Source organism: Acidobacteriota bacterium (assembly GCA_016196065.1).
GTDB lineage: Bacteria > Acidobacteriota > Terriglobia > Terriglobales > Acidobacteriaceae > Acidiflorens.
The window spans coordinates 73,628-93,091 of sequence record JACPYL010000018.1 but is presented as its reverse complement, the minus strand read 5'-3'; the positions used below and the strand labels follow the sequence as shown (position 1 = coordinate 93,091).

Annotated in this window: 13 protein-coding genes; 6 read left to right on the top strand and 7 right to left on the bottom strand. The window is 58.1% G+C overall.

The window, feature by feature from the left end; translation table 11 throughout:
* Positions 1-157 precede the first annotated feature (157 nt).
* Positions 158-2,371 carry a PD40 domain-containing protein gene (locus HY010_17045; protein MBI3477440.1) on the top strand — a complete coding sequence of 738 codons (2,214 nt, stop codon included), beginning with the start codon at positions 158-160 and terminating at the stop codon, positions 2,369-2,371.
* An 88-nt stretch (positions 2,372-2,459) separates the two neighbouring features.
* Here the strand turns inward: HY010_17045 and HY010_17040 are convergent, their stop codons facing one another.
* Positions 2,460-4,277: a CRTAC1 family protein gene (locus HY010_17040; protein ID MBI3477439.1), complete on the bottom strand. Its 1,818-nt coding sequence runs from the start codon at positions 4,275-4,277 to the stop codon at positions 2,460-2,462.
* Between the two features lie 115 nt (positions 4,278-4,392).
* Between HY010_17040 and HY010_17035 the strand changes: the two genes are divergently transcribed.
* Genes HY010_17035 through HY010_17025 form a run of 3 tightly spaced genes read left to right on the top strand, consistent with a single transcriptional unit; the run spans position 4,393 to position 10,056 of the window.
* Positions 4,393-6,981 (top strand): hypothetical protein, encoded by a 2,589-nt coding sequence (locus tag HY010_17035; protein ID MBI3477438.1) that lies wholly within the window; start codon positions 4,393-4,395, stop codon positions 6,979-6,981.
* A gap of 46 nt (positions 6,982-7,027) precedes the next feature.
* Positions 7,028-8,713, top strand: a complete 1,686-nt coding sequence (locus tag HY010_17030) for an alpha-glucosidase (protein ID MBI3477437.1) — start codon at positions 7,028-7,030, stop codon at positions 8,711-8,713.
* A gap of 17 nt (positions 8,714-8,730) precedes the next feature.
* Entirely contained in the window at positions 8,731-10,056 is a 1,326-nt protein-coding gene (locus tag HY010_17025) for a sugar porter family MFS transporter (GenBank protein MBI3477436.1), read from the top strand.
* A 58-nt stretch (positions 10,057-10,114) separates the two neighbouring features.
* On the opposite strand, the gene HY010_17020 is transcribed toward HY010_17025, so the two are convergent.
* Positions 10,115-11,101, bottom strand: a complete 987-nt coding sequence (locus tag HY010_17020; protein MBI3477435.1) for a family 43 glycosylhydrolase — start codon at positions 11,099-11,101, stop codon at positions 10,115-10,117.
* A 136-nt stretch (positions 11,102-11,237) separates the two neighbouring features.
* On the opposite strand from HY010_17020, the gene HY010_17015 reads away from it, so the two are divergent.
* Both HY010_17015 and HY010_17010 read left to right on the top strand, forming a co-directional pair.
* Positions 11,238-12,005: an SGNH/GDSL hydrolase family protein gene (locus HY010_17015; GenBank protein ID MBI3477434.1), complete on the top strand. Its 768-nt coding sequence runs from the start codon at positions 11,238-11,240 to the stop codon at positions 12,003-12,005.
* Positions 12,006-12,227: 222 nt separating this feature from the next.
* On the top strand, positions 12,228-13,892 hold the full coding sequence (locus HY010_17010) for a sodium/solute symporter (protein MBI3477433.1): 1,665 nt from the start codon (positions 12,228-12,230) through the stop codon (positions 13,890-13,892).
* Between the two features lie 124 nt (positions 13,893-14,016).
* On the opposite strand, the gene HY010_17005 is transcribed toward HY010_17010, so the two are convergent.
* The 5 genes from HY010_17005 to HY010_16985 all read right to left on the bottom strand — a co-directional run bounded on the left by HY010_17005 (position 14,017) and on the right by HY010_16985 (position 19,359).
* Positions 14,017-14,592: a dihydrofolate reductase family protein gene (locus HY010_17005; protein MBI3477432.1), complete on the bottom strand. Its 576-nt coding sequence runs from the start codon at positions 14,590-14,592 to the stop codon at positions 14,017-14,019.
* Positions 14,593-14,890: 298 nt separating this feature from the next.
* Positions 14,891-15,388 (bottom strand): hypothetical protein, encoded by a 498-nt coding sequence (locus HY010_17000; GenBank protein ID MBI3477431.1) that lies wholly within the window; start codon positions 15,386-15,388, stop codon positions 14,891-14,893.
* A gap of 281 nt (positions 15,389-15,669) precedes the next feature.
* A complete protein-coding gene (locus HY010_16995) occupies positions 15,670-16,194 on the bottom strand; it encodes a hypothetical protein (GenBank protein MBI3477430.1) in 525 nt (174 codons plus the stop codon).
* Between the two features lie 173 nt (positions 16,195-16,367).
* Complete coding sequence (locus HY010_16990) at positions 16,368-18,785, bottom strand: serine/threonine protein kinase (GenBank protein ID MBI3477429.1); 2,418 nt, start codon at positions 18,783-18,785, stop codon at positions 16,368-16,370.
* A 7-nt stretch (positions 18,786-18,792) separates the two neighbouring features.
* On the bottom strand, positions 18,793-19,359 hold the full coding sequence (locus tag HY010_16985) for a sigma-70 family RNA polymerase sigma factor (GenBank protein MBI3477428.1): 567 nt from the start codon (positions 19,357-19,359) through the stop codon (positions 18,793-18,795).
* Between the last annotated feature and the right edge of the window lie 105 nt (positions 19,360-19,464).

The window sequence follows — 19,464 nt, the reverse complement described above, 5'->3', positions numbered from 1 at the left end:
TGGCCGATTCCTTCCCCACTTAGGCGAACTTTCGCCTCGAGGGTTGCGTACCTCAACAGTCGGCGGATAACTCTGCGGGAAAATTCCGGTAACCGGATAACTTGTCGGGCATCAAATATTTGCAGGAGTGGGTAACGCGATCATGGGCGGCGAAGCAATGCTAAGATCGGCCTCAAATGGGGATATGGCGGCGCTGGGCGGAAATCAACGGCTGCGATTCGGCACCTTCGAAGTGGACATGAAGGCTGGCGAACTCCGGCGCAACGGAAGCCGCGTGCGTCTCCAGGAGCAGCCCTTCCAGATTTTGACGATGTTGCTGGAGCGTCCGGGCGAAGTCGTATCGCGCGAAGAGTTACGCGGACGATTGTGGCCGGCCGACACTTTCGTCGATTTCGACCATAGCCTGAATGCCGCTGTCCGGCGCCTGCGCGATGCACTCGGTGACACAGCAGAAAATTCCCGCTTCGTGGAAACCGTGGCCCGCCGTGGATATCGCCTCCTTGTCCCAGTCGTCTTTCCAGGAAATGGAGCGAGCGCAATCTCCCCGGCCACCGAACTTTTGCAAGATCAGAACCGGAACCGCGCGCTCCCGCCGCGCGCCTGGTGGGCCGCGGGAATTCTGGCTGCTGTGGTTCTGGTTAGTGCAGGACTATTGGCGGGCTGGAGACTGGGCCGTACATCCCCGCCCGCGCCAACCGCAGCCAGTCGGCAATTGACCGCGAATCCCCTGAAGGCTCCCGTGAAGAGCGCCGCGCTCTCACCGGATGGAAAACTCCTCGCCTATGCCGACCAGACGGGACTCTACCTCAAGCAGGTTTCGACTGGAGAAACGCATCCGCTGGGCATGCCGGATCACGTCAATCTTTTCCCGGTGGGCTGGTTCCCGGATGGAAGCCACTTGCTCGCGGTGGCTGCAACCGGCCCAACAGACGCGCCCAGCATCTGGAGCGCTTCGATCCTGGGCGGAGCAGCACGCAAGTTGGCGGACGATGGCGACGCGGCGGCAGTTTCTCCCGACGGCTCACAGATCGCATTTCTGCGGGGCACGGCCTCCGCGCAGGATCTGTGGGTGATGCAATCGGACGGCAGCAATCCGCATCGCTTGCTGGAGGCGCGTGGGACGTTGATTGTTTCCCCAGTCTGGGCTCCGGACGGGCGGCACATCGCTTTTATTTGGGGCCAATATCATCCGGGAACCTATAGCGTGGACACGCGGATTGAAAGCTTGAACGTCGCGACGGGATTGCACGAGACGATTCTGCTGCGCGCGGGTCTCAACGAGGGTCTGGCATGGACGAGTACCGGGCGATTGATTTTCGCGGCCGCGGAAGCGCAACCCAATCCCGACGATTCCAACCTCTGGTACGTCAATCTCGACACGGTCAGCGCGAAACCCGTGGGCGCGCCCATTCGCATCAACCGGGAGACGGGCGAGACGCACAGTGTTTCGGTAAGCGCCGATGGAACGCGGCTGGCGTTTTTCCGCAGCAACTACCAGCCCGACGTCTATGTGGCTGATGTCGATCCGCGCGGGCTTAAAGTCTCCACGCCGCAAATTCTGACTCTCGATGAGCGTGAAGACTTCCCGTACAGCTGGACTCCGGACAGCCGCTCGGTGATTTTCATTTCCAATCGCGATGGACAGGAACGCATTTACCGCCAGGCTGCCGATCAGGCTTCGGCGGAACTATTGGTCGCGGGCTCGCTCGGACGCCTCCAGATTCCACGCCTGTCACCGGACCGAAAAAGCCTGCTGTATCTGGAAACGCCGAAACCCGGGGACGCCTCAAGCCGGATACGCATGTTGCGGGTTCCCGTGGAGGGAGGTCCATCGCAATTCGTGCTCGAGGGCGACGGTATCAACAATCACCAGTGCGCCTTCGCACCGTCTACGTTATGCATCTTCAGCGTGACCAGTGCCAATCAGATTCGGTTCTTCACGTTCGATCCGGTGTCGGGAAAGAGTCAGGAACTTACGGAGTGGAAGCGGGAGCACGCCGACTACTACAAATTCAACTGGAGCCTCTCGCCGGACGGGCGGACCCTCGCACTCGCCACGGGAACGCGCGACGAGCCGGAGATCACGCTGAAGTCGACCGTCGATGGCAAAGAGCGCAACCTTCCCTTGCAGTCTTGGGCAGGAGTTTCAAGCTTTGACTGGGCCAGCGACAGCCAAAGTCTCTGGGTTACGGCGTACACGTTTCCAAGTACGTCGTATCTCCTGAACGTCGATCTGCAAGGCCACGCTCGAACCGTGCTGGAAGATAAGGAAATGAAAATCGGTTGGGCTATTCCATCGCCTGATGGCCGGCGGCTGGCTTTGTGGAAGGGCAGTGGCGAGTCGAATGTCTGGATGATTGACGGCTACTAGGACGGTTGGGCGTTCCAGTATTCCTCTGTGGTTGTGATTCTGTCATCCCGAGCGAAGCGAGGGATCTGCATTTCTTGCCAGCGAACCGCTATTTGCCCGGGACCTTACTCGTTGCCGCCGTCGTCCGCACGATGCCTTCTCCTTCTTTCACGTGCAGCACCTGATTGGGCTTGACGTCCTTCATGGTGTCGACTTGTCCGCTCGGCCAGCGAATCTCGAGCACTTCAACTTTTTCTGCCTTGCCTAAACCGAAATGCACGCGCAGGTCGCTCTGCGAAAAATAGCCACCGCCGCTGCGCACTTCATCGATCTGCTGGTGCGGCTTTGCCTCGCCGGGAACCCGGGTAACGCATTTCACCCGCGCGCCAATCCCGCTGCGGTTGGATTTTGTACCGATCGTCTTCACTTTTATCCAGTTGTTGCCGGTCTGCGAATCACAGCGCACCAGCTGCGGGAAGTCGTTCACCGGATTGATCACCATGTCGATATCGCCGTCATTGTCGAAGTCGCCGAACGCGCAACCGCGAGACGCGATCGGTTCCGAGATCCCCGGTCCGGCGACGAGCGACACATCTTCAAACCGCCCGTTACGCAGGTTGCGATAGAGCAGTTTGCGTTGTGCGTAGGCCGCCTCGGTTTTCAGTTGTTCAACTTCGGGATACACATGGCCATTGCAGATCAGGATGTCGGGCCAGCCGTCGTTGTCGAAATCAAAAAATCCGCATCCCCATCCCAGGAACTGCGTGTGCGCGCCAAGTCCAGCCGTGAACGTAGTGTCTTCGAAGGTTGCGTCGCCAAGATTGTGATAGAGCGATGGAGTGTCGCCCGCGAAATTCGTCTTCACCATGTCCAGGTTGCCGTCGAGATCGTAATCAGCCGCGGAGATGCCCATGCCCGCTTGCGGCTTGCCGTCGGGGCTCAGGGCGCATCCGGCTTCGAGGGCGATATCCACGAACTTGCCGTTCTTCTTGTTCTGATAGAGGGCGCTGGCGGTGGAGTCGTTGGCGACGTAGATGTCGGGCCAGCCGTCGTTGTCGAGGTCGGCGGTGAGGACGCCGAGGCCGAACATGCCGTCCGTTTTAAGAATGCCGGTACTTACGGAAACGTCGGTGAACGTGCCGTCGCCGTTGTTGTGATAAAGAATGTTCTTTCCGCCATCCATTCCCGGCGGCCCGCACGCGACCATCACTCCTTTGTAGAGGCAAGGGCCGGACTCCGGCACCGGCGCCGTCTTCAGGTCCATGTCGATATAGTTCGCCACAAACAAGTCGAGTCGCCCGTCGCGATCGTAATCGACAAAGGCGCAGCCAGTGTTCCAGCGCTTGGCGTTGCCCGCCACGCCTGCCTTTTCGCTGACATCGGTGAAAGTGCCGTCTCCATTGTTGTGGTAGAGAACGTTCTTGCCGAAGTACGTGACGAACAAGTCGTCGTTCCCATCGTTGTCGTAATCCCCGACGCAGACACCCTGTCCCCAACCCGAGTGAGCCATGCCGGCTTTCAACGTGACGTCTGTAAAGGTGCCGTCACGATTGTTCTTGAATAAGTGCGATACCGGTTCCTGCCCGGCGGGGAAACCTTCCAGCCGCGTTCCGTTGACCACGAAGATGTCGAGCCACCCGTCGTTGTCGTAATCGTAAAAAGCGATTCCGCAGCCGGTAGTTTCGAGCAGATATTTATTTTTATGCTCGCCGCCGTAAATCGTCTTGGCATTCAGGCCGGAAGCGCGTCCAACTTCCACGAAACTCACACCCAGCGGCGTGCCTGCCTTGAGCGGTTCAACCGTCTGCGGGACGGCAGGAGCAACTTGCGACCACAAAGGCCGCGCCAGTCCCAAAACATTCTCCAGCGACAGGACAATCGCCGTCCTGCTCAGCGATTTCAAAAGTTCGCGGCGTGAAGAAGACAAGAAGGAGTACCTTAGGAATTGGCGTCTGCTGGACTGCGTCCTTGAATTCTTATATTTTGTGCCGGAAGACTTTGCAAGTTGGCACAGCTCCAGCCGCTGCGGTCAGATCATCAAAATGAATAATCCGCGCCGTTCTGCCCTGCGTTTCGTCGCTCCGGTCTTTTTCTTGTTGCTGCCCATCTTCTGCACTACATCCCTGGCAACGGCCGCCGAGCCGTCTCCCGCTTCGCCTGAACTATCGCGACCGGTGCGTACATGGGAATTTCTCCCGGTTGTCGGCATGCACGCTGGTCTATTCGGCAACGAAAGTGGGCAGATGGAAGCCTGGGTCTACCCCATGAAAGTCTTCCGCAATTTTCATCTCACGTTCCACGTGGAAGGGAAAGTATTGCCGGCGGAGAGCCTGGTGCGCACGCTCATCGTACGTCCCGAGTCCGCCACGCTGGTCTATGCGGGTGACAACTACTCCGTGCGCGAGACATTGTTTGTTCCCGTACACGAGCCTGGAGCTGTGATCCTTTTCGAAGTAGAAACCGAACAGCCTCTGGAGATCGAGGCAGGTTTCATCGGCGACTTTGCTCTGGAGTGGCCGGCAGCGGTGGGGGGAACTTTTTCCTACTGGGACGATGCGCAGCACGCCGTCGTATTTGGTGAAGAATCGAAAAAGTTCTCCGCGCTGGTTGGTTCACCGTCCGCAGAGACACCGCACTTGTCGTATTCGACGAATTTTTCTTCTTCGGAAGAAAATTCCTTCCGCCTCGGCGTGACCGGCAAAGGTCGAGCCAGCAAAGTCATCGTTGTTGCTGGATCGCTGGAAGGATTTGACAAAGCCAGGGAGAACTATCAGCGCTTGACGTCTTCCTATGCCGCACTGATGAGCGAATCCTCGCAATACTATCGCGATTATCTCAACCGCACGGTCAACCTGACTTTGCCGGATGCTCAACTCCAGCAAGCCTATGACTGGTCGCGCATCAGCACAGTGCAAGGCTTGGTTACGAACGCAACGCTGGGCACCGGACTGGTTGCCGGATACAAAACGTCGGGCACCAGCCAGCGTCCAGGGTTCGCGTGGTTTTTCGGGCGCGATTCCTTGTGGACTTCGTTCGCGCTCAATTCCATCGGAGACTTTGCGACCACTCGCACCGCCCTCGAATTCATTTCCAAATTCCAACGTGATGACGGCAAGATCCCCCACGAAATCTCGCAGGGCGCGAGTTTCGTCAACTGGTTCAAAGACTACCCTTACGGATTTGCGTCCGCCGATGCCACTCCGCTCTACATCATTGCGGCCAACGACTACGTCGTGCGCAGCGGTGACGTGGAGTTCGCGCGGCAGAAGTGGGACAGCCTGTGGAAGGCCTACCAGTTCCTGCGTTCCACCTACGACGAGCAGAATCTTCCGCGCAATTTCGGCATCGGCCACGGTTGGATTGAAGGCGGTCCACTTCTCCCCGTAAAGACGGAGTTCTATCAAAGCGGCCTCGGACTTGAGGCGTTGCGGTCGTTGGCGAACCTCGCGAAGCTTACGGGTAAGGATGACGTCGGCAAGGAACTGCAATCTGCTTTCGATCGCCAGAAGCCCGCGTTCAATCAAACTTTCTGGTCCGCTGACAAGAAAGCCTATGCCTTTGCGCTCGACCAGCAAAGCCGCCGCGTTGACGATCAATCCGTCCTGACGACGGTTCCCATGTGGTTCGGCGTCACGGATGCCGACAAATCCGAATCCACCCTGCATCGACTGGCCGACGCGGACCACCAGACCGATTGGGGCATGCGCATCATCTCCAACCAGCATCCTTTCTACAACGGTCAGGGATATCACTTCGGTTCCGTGTGGCCGCTCTTCACAGGATGGGCATCGGTCGGCGAATATCGCTACCATCAGGCGTTCTCGGGATATTCCAATCTTCGTTCGAACGCTCTGCTCGCGCTCGACGGATCGCTAGGCCACGTGGCGGAAGTGTTGTCCGGTGATTACTACCAACCGCTCTCCACGAATTCACCGCACCAGATCTGGTCGGCAGCGATGGTGGTCAGCCCCATCATGCGCGGCATGCTCGGCATCGACGTCGATACGCAAAGTCGCACTGTTACGTTTGCTCCTCATGTTCCCACTGACTGGAAAACATTCTCCGCGGACAATGTGCGAGTCGGTTCGACCACACTCTCGCTCACTTATCAAAAGACTCCGGGAGTGATGACGTTGGAGGTGAAGCGTACTGGCTCCGGCGATGTCACGCTCAACTTTTCGCCCGCGCTGAGCCTTCGCAGCGAAGTTGCCTCCGTCGAACTCAACGGCCACTCGCTTACTTTTCATGCCGATGCCAATGCGACCGACCAGCATGTCACGATGCGTATTCCGATCAGTCAGGCAACTACGACGGTCCGCATTCACTTGAAGAATGATTTCGGTGTGAGTATCGCAAATGTTTTGCCCGCACTCGGAAGCACAAGCCAGGGATTGCGCGTAATCTCAGAATCGTGGAATGCGAACCACACCCAGATGACACTCTCGCTCGCGGGATTGGCTGGCAAGCGATATGAACTTCTTGTCTGGAATCCTTCGCAGGTAACTTCTGTTCGTGGAGGAAAGCTCGAAGGTGTCCGCGAGAACGATGGAGTGTTGGCAGTCGAGTTTTCCGGGAATCCGGATTCCTATGTTCATCAGGACGTTGTCCTGGATTTTACGAAATCGAAGTGACCAAGAATCACCAGCTATTTTTGTGAGGAGTTTATATATGACATATATGACAAAGCGATTTTTCCATGTTCTCTTCCCGTTTTTGCTTGTCCTTTCCCTTTCAGTCACGGCCCAAAATAAGCCCGTAGACGCCGAAGGCCACAAGTGGTGGCAGCATGCTGTTTTTTACCAGGTTTACCCGCGCAGTTTTGCCGATAGCAACAACGATGGCATAGGCGATCTGAACGGTATCACCGGCAAGATGTCGTATCTGCACGATCTTGGAGTTGATGCGGTCTGGATCAGTCCGTTCTTTCCGTCGCCGCAAGTAGATTTCGGTTATGACGTTTCCGATTTCGAGAACATCGATCCGATGTACGGCACGCTAGCCGACTTCGATCGCATGGCGGACGAAGGGAAGAAGCAAGACATACGTCTGATTCTGGACTTCGTGGTCAATCACAGTTCCGATCAACACCCCTGGTTCATCGACTCGAAGTCGTCGCGCACCTCGGCGCATCGCGACTGGTTCATATGGCGTGACGGCAAGGGGCCCGGGCAGCCACCCACCAACTGGATTTCAGTTTTTGGCGGATCCGCCTGGAAGTTAGATCCGGCCACCAATCAGTACTACTACCATGCGTTTTACGCTGAGCAGCCTGATCTTAACTGGCGCAATCCAGACGTTGAGAAGGCGATGCTCGACACCACGCGTTGGTGGTACAAGCGCGGCGTCTCCGGATTTCGGCTGGATGCGGTCGACACTTTGTTTGAAGACCCGAAACTGACTGACAATCCGGTGCTGCCGGGTACCACGACGAAGGGTGATCCCGAGACCGAAGAAATCCACAACAAGAGACTTCCGGAAGTACATGACGTGCTGAAAAAACTGCGCGCGGTTGCGGATGAGTCCGATGCGGTCCTCGTTGGCGAAACGTGGACGTCGAATATCGACGAACTCAAGGAGTACTACGGCACGCACGACAACGAACTGCAAATGCCGATGGATTTCATGTTCACAACGCTGAACAAACTCTCTCCACCGGAATTCCGCCGTCAGATCGCTGCGGTGGACGGCGCTGGTGGATGGCCGGTTTACGTAATCAGCAATCACGACATGGTGCGCTCCTACAATCGTTACGGCGATGGCAAGAATAACGACGCGATTGCGAAGATGATGGGCGCGTTTTACCTCACGCTGCGTGGAACCCCGATCATGTACTACGGCGAAGAGTTGGGCATGGAGAACAACAATCCCAAGCGCAAAGAAGATGTGAAAGATCCGGTAGGCCGCATTGGATGGCCTAAGGAAATCGGCCGCGACGGCGAACGCACGCCCATGCAGTGGAACACCGAAACGAACGGCGGATTCAGCACAAAGGAGCCGTGGCTGCCGGTTCCGCCGAGCTACAAGACGCATAATGTCGCAACGGAATCGAAGGACGCAAATTCCGTACTCAGCATGTACAAGAAAGTTCTGGCGTTGCGACGCTCCAACCAGGCATTGGTCGAAGGATCCTACACAGCTCTGAACGAAAGCGACGCTAACGTGATGTCGTACCTGCGAAGCTACAAGGGTAAAGCCGTCTTGGTCGCGTTGAACATGTCGAGTTCGCCGAAGAAGGCGAGCTTCAACCTGGCGGACAAAGCGGCGAGCCTGAAGAGCCTGGTCGCGACGCCGAAGTCGTCGGCGAAAGGAATGGACGTGAGCCTGGAGCCGTACGGCGTGTTCATTGGCGAGATTGTCAGGTAGAATCGCAGCCTTCACCTATGAACTCACGCGTATTTTTTTGGTCGCTCACATCCGCTCTGGCCGGGTTCCTGTTCGGCTTTGACACCGTCGTCATCTCCGGCGCGGAGAAGACGATTCAATCGCTATGGGGATTGAGTCCCGCACTGCACGGCATCGCGATGGGATCCGCGCTGTACGGCACGGTGGTGGGTTCGCTGATCGGAGGCTGGCCCACGGACCGCTTCGGTCGCAAGGCCACGCTGCTCTGGATCGGCGTGCTGTACCTGGTCGGGGCGATCGGGTCGGCGGTCGCGAACGGACTCACGCCATTTATTTTGGCGCGGTTCATCGGCGGGCTGGGCATCGGCATTTCGACGGTGGCTGCGCCGCTCTACATTTCGGAAATTGCGCCTCCCCGGCTTCGCGGGCGGCTGGCCGGGATGTTCCAGTTCAACATTGTGTTCGGTATTCTGGTCGCGTTCGTCTCGAACGCGCTGCTTGCCGGCATTGGTGAAAACGCCTGGCGTTGGATGCTGGGCGTAGCCGCGTTTCCGTCGGTGCTCTATGCGGTCATGACGCTTGCGATCCCCGAGAGCCCGCGCTGGTTGCTGAGCCGCAAGGGAGACCGAACGGCGGGCATCGATGTGTTGCGCCGCATTCAGCCCGAAGCCTCTCAAGCCGAGATTGACGGGTTGGCCAACGAGATTAGTGCGGCGGTGAACGCCGAGGGAAAGACGGGCGGGTTCTGGACCAGCCGTCTGCGCAAGCCGATCCTGCTGGCCATTCTGATTGCTTTCTTCAACCAGCTGTCGGGGATCAACGCGATTCTGTACTTCGCGCCGCGAATTTTTGAACTTACCGGACTCGGAGCGAAGGCCGCATTGCTGCAGTCGATCGGCATCGGGCTCACGAACCTCGTGTTCACGTTCGTGGGACTGTGGCTCATCGACCGCCTGGGACGGCGCACGCTCTTATATATCGGTTCGTTCGGCTACATCACTTCTCTCGGTCTGGTTTCGTGGGCGTTCTTCACTACCCACTACAGCATTGTGCCGGCATGTATTTTCGGCTTCATCGCAGCGCATGCCATCGGGCAGGGTGCAGTCATCTGGGTGTTCATCGCGGAGATCTTTCCCAATCGCCATCGCGCCGAAGGCCAGGCACTGGGCAGTTTCACGCACTGGATCTTCGCTGCGTTGCTCACTACATTCTTCCCGAGAATGGTCTCAACCTTCCCGCCCGGCTATGTGTTCCTGTTTTTTGCGGGCATGATGGTGCTGCAACTGATCTGGGTGAAGACCATGGTTCCGGAAACCAAGAACGTTCCGCTCGAGCAGATCCAAAAGCAGCTCGGCATCGAATAATTGACTAGCGAAAAACCCGGCATCACCCGCGCGCGCATTCCGTTGAGGTCGTTCGTGGTTAGTGGGTGTTGAGCGTCGGCAGCTGTGGCGTCTTGCCGGTCAATGAGGATTCCGCTACGCCAACGTATTGGTCGGCACCGCCGTAATAGAACAAATACTGCGCGCCTTTGCGAGCCATCCCTTCCACGAAGACGACGTTCGGAACTTGTCCAACCTTTTCCCACGACTTCTCCGGCACAAGGACCGGCGATTCGGAGCGCCACAACAGGCGGGCGGGATTCTTCACGTCGAAGACAGCAATCCCGACCCGGTATACCAATTTTTCGTCCGCGCCGTTGTAGATCAGGACGATGCCGTCCTTCGTGATGATCGGCGGCGGACCCGGCTCGACCACGCGTGCATCGAAGCTGCCTGGCCGCCGCGGCACTACCGGCGTCATCGTCTCTTCCTGCCAGTGCACCAGGTCAGTCGAAGAGGCCAGACCCATTTCGTCGGTCTTTTCTCGAGTCGTCCCAAGGAAATACATCCAGTACTTGCCTTGAACTTTCTGTGTCAGGATCGCCCCCGACTTGGTCCAGCCGACGTTCCAATTTCCTTTGTACGCGGGCAGGATCACGCCTTTGCGATCCCAATGGATCAAGTCCTTCGAAGTCGCCAGGCACAGCTGAGCGTCTTCTTTGTTGTAGCCGGTGTAGGTGAGGTAATACACGCCGTTGATCGCAACCAGCCGAGGGTCTTCCACTCCACCATTTTTCTCATAGTCGGCTACTGGAGATAGCACCGGCTCATCGCGACGTGTGAAGTGAATTCCATCGGTGCTCTCCGCGTAGCCGAGGCGAGAGGTTCCCTGGGCGTCTTGGGCCCGGTAGAGCATGACAAACTTGCCGTTGTGAATGACCACGGCGGGATTGAACGTACCCGCCGATTCCCAGCTTTTTCCCTGCGGTGCAAGGATCGGATCGTCACTCACGCGGCGCCACGCGGGAAAGCCCCACTTACTATTGGCTTGAAGAATCGATGCGAGAGCGAGCACGCCGATCCACATGACAAGCGGCAAGCACCGCAATCGTCTCCTGGCGGATATCGTGACCGTCAAAATGGCATTCCTCTTCCGTCGATCTGAGGAGTCTACACCCCCGCTTGCGGAGCGAGTGTAGAGTATCTGCATGAAGATGCGAACCATGTTCCGTTTGCGAATCGCAGTGACGATCCTGCTGTCAGCTCTTTTTTCTAGTTTTTCTTTTGCGCAGGCGCCGCCGGACTCGAAGGCAGCGAAAAGCCTGGGAGAGTGGAGGCTTTCGAGGGCATCCATCTTGCTGAATGACTTTGGAGAACTCGCTCGCTATCGCGATGCCAATGCCGAGCTAAAGACGCCGGCAGCGGGCGAACGACGCGTGGTTTTTTTCGGCGACTCCATCACCGACATCTGGCCCATCGCCAAGTATTTTCCCGGCAAGCCGTACGTGAACCGCGGGATTGGCGGACAAACAACGCCGCAGATGCTGATCCGGTTCCGCGCCGATGTCATCAATCTCCAACCGGCGGCCGTCGTCGTTCTTGCCGGGACCAATGACATTGCAGGCAATACGGGGCCAATGTCGCTGGAGCAGGTTGAAGCGAACTACGCGTCTCTCGCGGAACTGGCTCGCGCCCACAATATTCGCGTGGTCTTTTCGTCGGTGCTCCCCGTGCACAACTACACGCCGCAATCGCAGGATCCATTTGCCCAGCGCTCGCCGGAGAAGATCCGCGAACTCAATCGTTGGTTGCACGAATATTGCGCCGCAAATGGATGTGTCTATCTCGACTACTTCAGCGCAATGGTCGATCCGGCTGGGTTATTGAAGAAGGAATTGGCGGCTGATGGCTTGCATCCCAACCCCGACGGCTACGCCATCATGGCACCGCTTGCCGAAGCGGCTATTCAGAAGGCGTTGAGTACGCCGTAAGATTGCCTCTGCCGCGGACTGCAGATCCCTCGCTTCGCTCGGGATGACAGTTTATTAACGACGGTGGTTCACAGGTCAATGGTGCCGGCTCGACGAAAACAAAAATTCAGATTCTGATGCCGTAATGCGCTGTGCGGGATTATTATGGCGGCGCGGCTTAACCACTCAAAAGAGAGGACGCCCCCGTTTGGCGGCTGGGGCTGGGCTGGACCCAAGCATCGGATGAACCCCATCGCGACCGTAACCCATCGCAATCTGGCAACTCTTGATTTAGTAATCATCGGCGTTTACTTCCTGCTTGTCTTTTGCATCGGCTTTTATTTCGCTCGCAAGGAACGCACTTCCACCGACTATTTTCTCGCCAGCCGCGATATCGGATGGTTCTTCATCGGCGCCTCGCTGTTCGTGTCGAACATTTCGACCGAACACTTCATCGGACTCTCGGGCACCGGCGCCTCATCTGGCTTGGCCGTCGGCCACTTCGAATGGTTGGCCTGCCTGATCCTGCTCATCCTCGGGTGGGTGTTCGTTCCGTTCTATTTGCGCTCCAACGTGTTCACGATGCCCGAATTCCTCGAGCGCCGTTTCAATCGCCAATGCGCGGTGTACCTGGCCGGCATTTCGATCATTGCCTACATCTTTACCAAGATTTCAGTGCAACTGTACGCCGCCAGCGTCGTTCTCGAACGCGTCGCGGGATGGTCGCTCTGGAAGACGGCGATCGTGCTCGTGATTGCCACCGGCGTGTATACGATCGCCGGCGGGCTCGCTGCTGTGATCTATACCGACACCGTTCAGACGCTGATCCTGATCGCCGGTGCCTGCGCACTGACTTTCATCGGACTGCACCGCGTCGGTGGACTCGAACATCTGCGCACGATGGTCCCGGCCAGCTATTTCCACATGATCAAGCCGGCGTCTGATCCTAATTTTCCATGGACAGGAATCTTTTTCGGCGCGCCGATTCTCGGCATCTGGTACTGGTGTACCGACCAGGTTATTGTGCAACGCGTACTCTCTGCGCGCGATGAAGGTCACGCTAAAGCAGGCACGATCTTCGCCGGCTTCCTGAAGATTCTGCCGGTATTCATGCTCGTGCTGCCGGGAATTATCGCCTTCGCACTGTATCCCGATCAGGTTGTGAAGCCTGACTTCGCTTATCCGACGCTGGTTCTGAACCTGTTGCCGACCGGTCTGGTTGGACTCGTCATGGCCGCGCTGCTCGCTGCCGTCATGGGAGCGATGAGTTCGGTGTTCAACTCAGCGTCCACACTGGTCACACTCGATTTCTACAAGAAGCTGCGTCCGCAGGCCTCGGAGAAGCAATTGGTGAACTTCGGACGCATCGCGACCGGCTTCATGGTTGTACTCGGGTTGCTCTGGGTGCCGTTCATTCACTTGATCAGCAGCCAGCTCTACATCTATCTGCAAAGCGTACAGGCCTACATCAGCCCGCCGATCGCGTCGTGCTTCGTGCTTGGAATTCTGTGGACTCGCCTGAACGGCGCGGGCGCGATCTCATCGCTGATGACCGGATTCGTGCTCGGAGCATTCCGTTTCGTTGCCGAATTGCTGGCGGCGCAGGGTGTTCAGTACACCGGAGTGGTGGCGTGGCTGGTCTCCATGAACTTCCTGCACTACGCGATTTTCATGTTCATCATCTGCTCGATCGTGTTGGTTGCGGTGAGCTTGATGACGCCGGCGCCGGATCGCCGCAAACTTGCCGGACTCACTTTTGCGACCGTCGACGACAAGATGGACACCATCCCGATGCACGGTATCGCGCGCAAACCCGCTCCGGAGACCGCGAGCGAGCGGATGATGAACATCGTGTTCAGCCTGGCGCTAGTGACGACGGTGGTGGGGCTGTGGATCTACTTCCGGTAGGAAGGTCTCCACGAGACGCTTTCCGGAACAACGAAACCCACACATCGCAAAGTGCGCGATGTGTGGGGCACCCCGCGTAGCGCCCTGGAAACAAGTTATTTAGACATGGGCAGGGGCCACCCGACTACCTTCTCGGCTCATACCGCATCGCCACCGCTCCCGAGCCGAACTCCAGCCGGCTCACGAGCTTCAAGTCGATCGGCTTCGATAGACCCGTGAACAGCGTCGGCCCGTGACCCGCCAGCCGGGGGTGCACGACAAATTCGTATTCATCGATCAATCCCAGCTCCGCCAACGCGAGCGGGAGCTTTACGCCTCCCAGGAACAGTCCCTTACCCGGCTGCTGCTTGAGCTGCTGAACGGACGTCTCTAGATCGCCGTGTGGCATGTCCCCGCGAATCAGCTCCGCGTTCCAATCGACCCGGTCAACAGTAAGGGTGCTCGATACGACGTACTTCTTTGCCGCGTCGATCGTCCGGGCGAAGGGTTCCATCCATTCCGGCCTCGCTCCTGTTTCTACATGCACCGGCGGCCGGAACGCTGCCTCCATCATTTCGTAAGTCACCCGGCCAAAGAGAAGGGCGTCGGCCCGATTGAGGTTCTCGACCGCGTGGCGATGCAAGTCTTCGTCCGGGATGATGGCTCGATGATCGCAGCATCCGTCCAAGGTGACGTTGATGGAATAGCGAAGAGGCCGCATTGCGGAAGAGTACCGCCGATGGGATTGATCGGCAACATTAGAGCCCTTAGCGGCTAGGAGCCAATGCGAAGGGTACCGGCCCAGGGGAGAGTATCGTAATCTCGACGCATTCCGGTGGTGGTCAAATCCACACATCGCAAAGTGCGCGATGCGTGGGGCACCCCGGCTGAAGGCGATGAAAGGCCGTCTCGAAGAGCTCAAGCGGCAGGGCATCGAGGCGATCAATGAGTGACGGCCGAGTGCCCCCTCGGGTTACGTGGAGCACCCGGCCCGGTACTACTCGACTGATCTAATCCGCCTATGGCTTGTAGACCTTGTACTGGAAGGTATAGTCGCCGCCCTGTGCGTTGAATTCTGTAAACACTACGGTCTGCACAGTGTGAGTTCCATGCGGCACGGTAATGGCGTGGGAGGAGGTCAAAGAAGTGAAGTGGCCGTTCGCAAGAGTGTCTCCGTTGAAGGGGCTATCACCCATAGTGCCGTCTACTCTGAGGATAATTGCTACCCGGCTAGCAGAGGAAGTGTTACCAATCTGGAACACCTGATCAGCGAGAATCAGGCAATTCCCCGTCCCCGGACAAACCACATTACTTGCGGCATCGATGTTGGTGAACCCCGAGCCGATCGCACCTGCGCTGCCTGCCGACACGTAAGTTCCCTTGAGCAGGTGTTTGGTCAGCCCAGTGGGCGACTGCGTGCCGGTTGGAGGAGTATCGGGGCCGACGGCATTGGCCTGCGCCCACAGAGCGGCGCTGCCGATTACGAGAATGCTGAGTGCGGAAAGAATTCGCTTCATGATTGTTCTCCTGGAAGATAGACCTCTACACAGTTCCTTGGGAAAGGGCGGAGGCGCGATAGCAATGGGGCGCCTCGATTTTGCAGTTTAACTGGCTCTCATCCCCTGGCAAGTGAGCGGGTGGCCAGCCTCCAGACCTCAATACCCACTTTATTTTCCGCTACCGCACTGTCTAGTCCCAGGACATGGCTTGCAAAGCGTCCCAACATATCCTGGGAGTAGACAAGAGTGCGCGATGTGTGGGTCATCCGGCCCATTGGCTTGGCTGCGTGAGACTCGTGCTACTTTCCGTTGTTGTATTGGGTGATGGTGAAAGACCAGTCATCCAGGAAGAACTTCACACCGGCCAGGCTGACTGCTCCTGCCACGGTGATGAAATGTTGCCCAGGCCCCAGCAGGATGCTACGTTTCATCGCGTGGCCCTCAAAATAGTCGTTGCCGTCGCCCACTCCATCGAAAGCGTAGCTGAGGCCGCTAGCAGGGCTCATTTCTATTCCGTCCGCCTCTATCCTCAGAGAACACCAATTTTGACCCGCCGGCCCCTGGCAGGAAGAGTCCGCGGCGAATGTGGCTTCCACCAGTTGCACCTTGGTGGCGGGAACGGTTATGGAAACCGTGGATAGGCCCACATACGTCGTCGAGTTAAATTCTCTGATGAGGCCATCTGTAACGATGGTGACTGCGGCCACTGCTTTCGCCCTGCGTGTATCCAGAGCGAAGGCTGAGAGCGATCCCGCCAGCATCACACAGGCCAGGGCCGCGACGAACATTGTTCTGCTTCGGTTTACTTTGGCAAATGCTTTCATGGTAGTTTCTCCTCGATTTTGGTTCGTGTTGGGCCCTGCCTCGCGGCTAGGGAGCCTGCCGGGGAATCTCCGGCCAACCTACTGGGCCTCAATTGGAAGAGCGCGAAGGGAGGAAAAAAGGGGACAGGGGGAAAAAAGAAAATCCGCGCCGGTAGGTTCTGGGTCGCAGGCGATCAGTTGGGCTGTGGAACGGCTACGGCGTTCTTTTTGGCACGCGCGACAAGGGCGGTGAAGCGAGGGTCTCCATGGAGTGACTTCAGATCCACGTCGGAGTCCATGTTCGCCGCTACGTACGGCAACAGCCCGTGCTTCACCGCATCCTCTAAGAGCGCCAGCGCCCGGTCGCGCTCATTCTGAATTGCTGCCAGACATGCCAGATTGTAGTAGGCAGTTCCAACGTGAGGATGGTTTCGTCCCAGGACCTGCTGCCGAGTGGAGAGAACCTGGCTATACAAGTCGGTGGCTTCCTGGTACCGGCCTTGACTGGCAACGGCGAAAGCCAATCTTTCTCTCAAGGTTATGGTGTCTATACTCGCCGGGCCCACGAGCCGGCTTTCAACAGGGAGTATCTGTCGATACAATTTCTCAGCTTCAGCGTATTGGCCTCGCACACCGAGAATCAATCCGAGATTCATCATCGCGTTCAGCGTGTCAATGTGCTCCAGCCCCCAAACGCGGAGCTCAATGGGGAGCGCTTCGCGCTGGAGTTTCTCCGCTTCGGGATAGAGAGCGTCGTTCCGTCCCAACAACATCGTGGAAACCAGGCTATTGGTCAGAAGCAGGGTCTCGGGGTGCTCCGGTCCGAGAACGCGGCGAGCAATCGCGAGCGCCTCGCGTTGTAACTTCTCTGCCTCGGCCACTCGACCTTGCAGTAAGAGGACGCTGCCAAGTCGGCTCATCGAACGTAAAGTTTCCGGATGTTCCGGCCCAAGAACCCGAGCGCGCATGGAAAGCGTTTCCCGCTGCAGCCTCTCCGCCTCCGCCAACCGGCCTAACCCCACTTGGATCCTGCCCAGCAGGTATTTGGATGTCAGCGCCGCAGGCGCGTCCGCGCCCAGAATCTTTTCCTGAAGGTCTGCGGCGCGCTGGACCAGAGGTTCCGCCTGAGCATACAGCCCCAGGTTGTCGTACACCTCTCCCATGACGTACATCATTTGTGCTTGTGCTTCAGGGTCCCTGGCCAACCCCGTCTCAATGTCCTTGGCCGCTTTGTCCAGAATTTCACGCGCCGTGATACTGTTCCCGCGAGCTTGAGACGGATCGGAGACCTTGAACATATTGGTCATGAATTCCGTGATCCGGCTGGCGCGATCCCGTTCGCGGAAAGCCCTGCGCGCCTGCACTGACACGCCAGCCAGCCCTGCGACCACCGCGAAAACGGCCATCGTGGCCAGCGCAACCACCGCGCGATTTCGTCTCACGAACTTGGCCGCGCGATACGCCATCGTATCCGGCCGCGCACGGATCGGTTCGTTTCGCAGGTAGCGCCCAAGATCGTCCGCCAGCGCCGTGACCGACGCATACCGCTCCTGCGGATTCTTTTTCAGCGACTTGAGGACGATTGTGTCGAGATCTCCGCGAAGTTGCCGGCGCAGTTTGTCGACAGTTGTGCCGCGAGAGGCAGCCTGAACCGCCCGATCCGCCGCCACCGCCTCCGAGGGACGCTGCGGTTCTTTCTCCGTAATTGCCTTCAGCAATTCGGCAGGGGAACGCGGTCCTGTACCCGCGGGGTGCTGCCCGCTTAAGAGGACATAAAGAAGAACGCCCAGCCCATAGACATCCGTTGCCGTAGTCACCGCGCCGCCCGTGATCTGCTCCGGCGCCGCATATTCGGGAGTGAGTGCCGACCCTCCTTCCCGCGTCAGCAGAGTCGCTGCTCCTTCCTGTCCTTCACCCTCCAACAACTTGGCGATACCGAAGTCCAGAAGCTTCACCTGGCCTTCTTTGTTCACCATTACGTTGGAAGGCTTGATGTCACGATGCACGATCAGATTGGAATGCGCATGCGCCACGGCGGCCACGACATCGAGGAAGAGACGAATCCGTGCGCGAACGTCGAGCGCTCGCTCGTCACAATAACGGTCGATCGGCTCGCCTTCCACGTAGTCGAGGATGAGGTAAGGCTGGCCGGTGGCAGTCACGCCTGCATCCAGCAACTCGGCGATGTTGGGATTGGCAAGCCGGGCAAGGATTGCGCCTTCTCGTTTGAATCGCTGCTCGCCGCCCTGCCCAATGAGACCTGCGCTCAAGAACTTCACGGCCGCTTTGCGCTGGAATCGCCCATCATTGCGTTCGGCAAGCCACACCGTGCCCATGCCGCCATGGCCAATGGCGGAGATCAGGCGGTAGGCGCCCACGGTCTGGCCAGCGAGTCCCGGGGTCTCCGGCGGGCGAACCGGACTGTTTTCCAGAAGCCCCTCGTCTTCGGCGGCGCGGTCGCGATCGAGGAGTTCCTGGACTTGGACCGCGAGGGCTAGGTTCTCCGCGCGCAACGACTCCAGCCAACGGACCCGCTCTTCCCCTGACAGGGTCAGTGCCTGATCCAGGTAGGGACCGAGGGCCTTCCATTGCTCCGGAGTCAGGGTTGACATAAGTTCCTCACGCCGGAATCTCGGTGCTTAGTTCCCGATGAAGATAGATGCGCGCCTTCCGCCATTGCCGCTTTACCGTGCGCTCCGATATCTTGTGCATCGCGGCAATCTCGCCGAAGGAAAAGCCGCAGAAAAACTTCATATCCACCAACTCCGCCAGTTCCGGGTCCACGACTGCCAACTTGTCCAGGGCTTCGCTGATCTCGGTCAGCTCGCGCTCGTCCGCGGAACTCTCGACCGGATCATTCGTCAGCGACGTCAGTTCAAACAGCCCGCCCCGCTTCTGGGCCTGCCGGTTCCGCACATGATCAATAATGAGCGTTCGCATGACTCGCGCCGCATAGCCCATAAAACGGGCACGGTCGGGAAACTCGGCGTCGCTACGCCCTGCCATGTCAAGGTAGGCTTCATGCAGCAGGGTTGTGACACCGATGGTGAGTCCGCGCCCGTCACGCGCCAGTTGCTGCTTCGCCAGACGGTGCAGTTCAGAGTAGAGGGTAGTGAACAGGGCTTCGGCTGCTGCCCCCTCTCCTTTTTCTGCCGCGTCGATAAGCGAGGCTAAAGTCGATTCCAAGCGGACACCTCTCCGGGGCCCCCGATGATAAGGGCATCAGGGTCTCCCAATTCGGGCGGGGAGTCAAGGACGGGAAGAGCCTAGTGTCGGTCAAAAAGAAGGGCG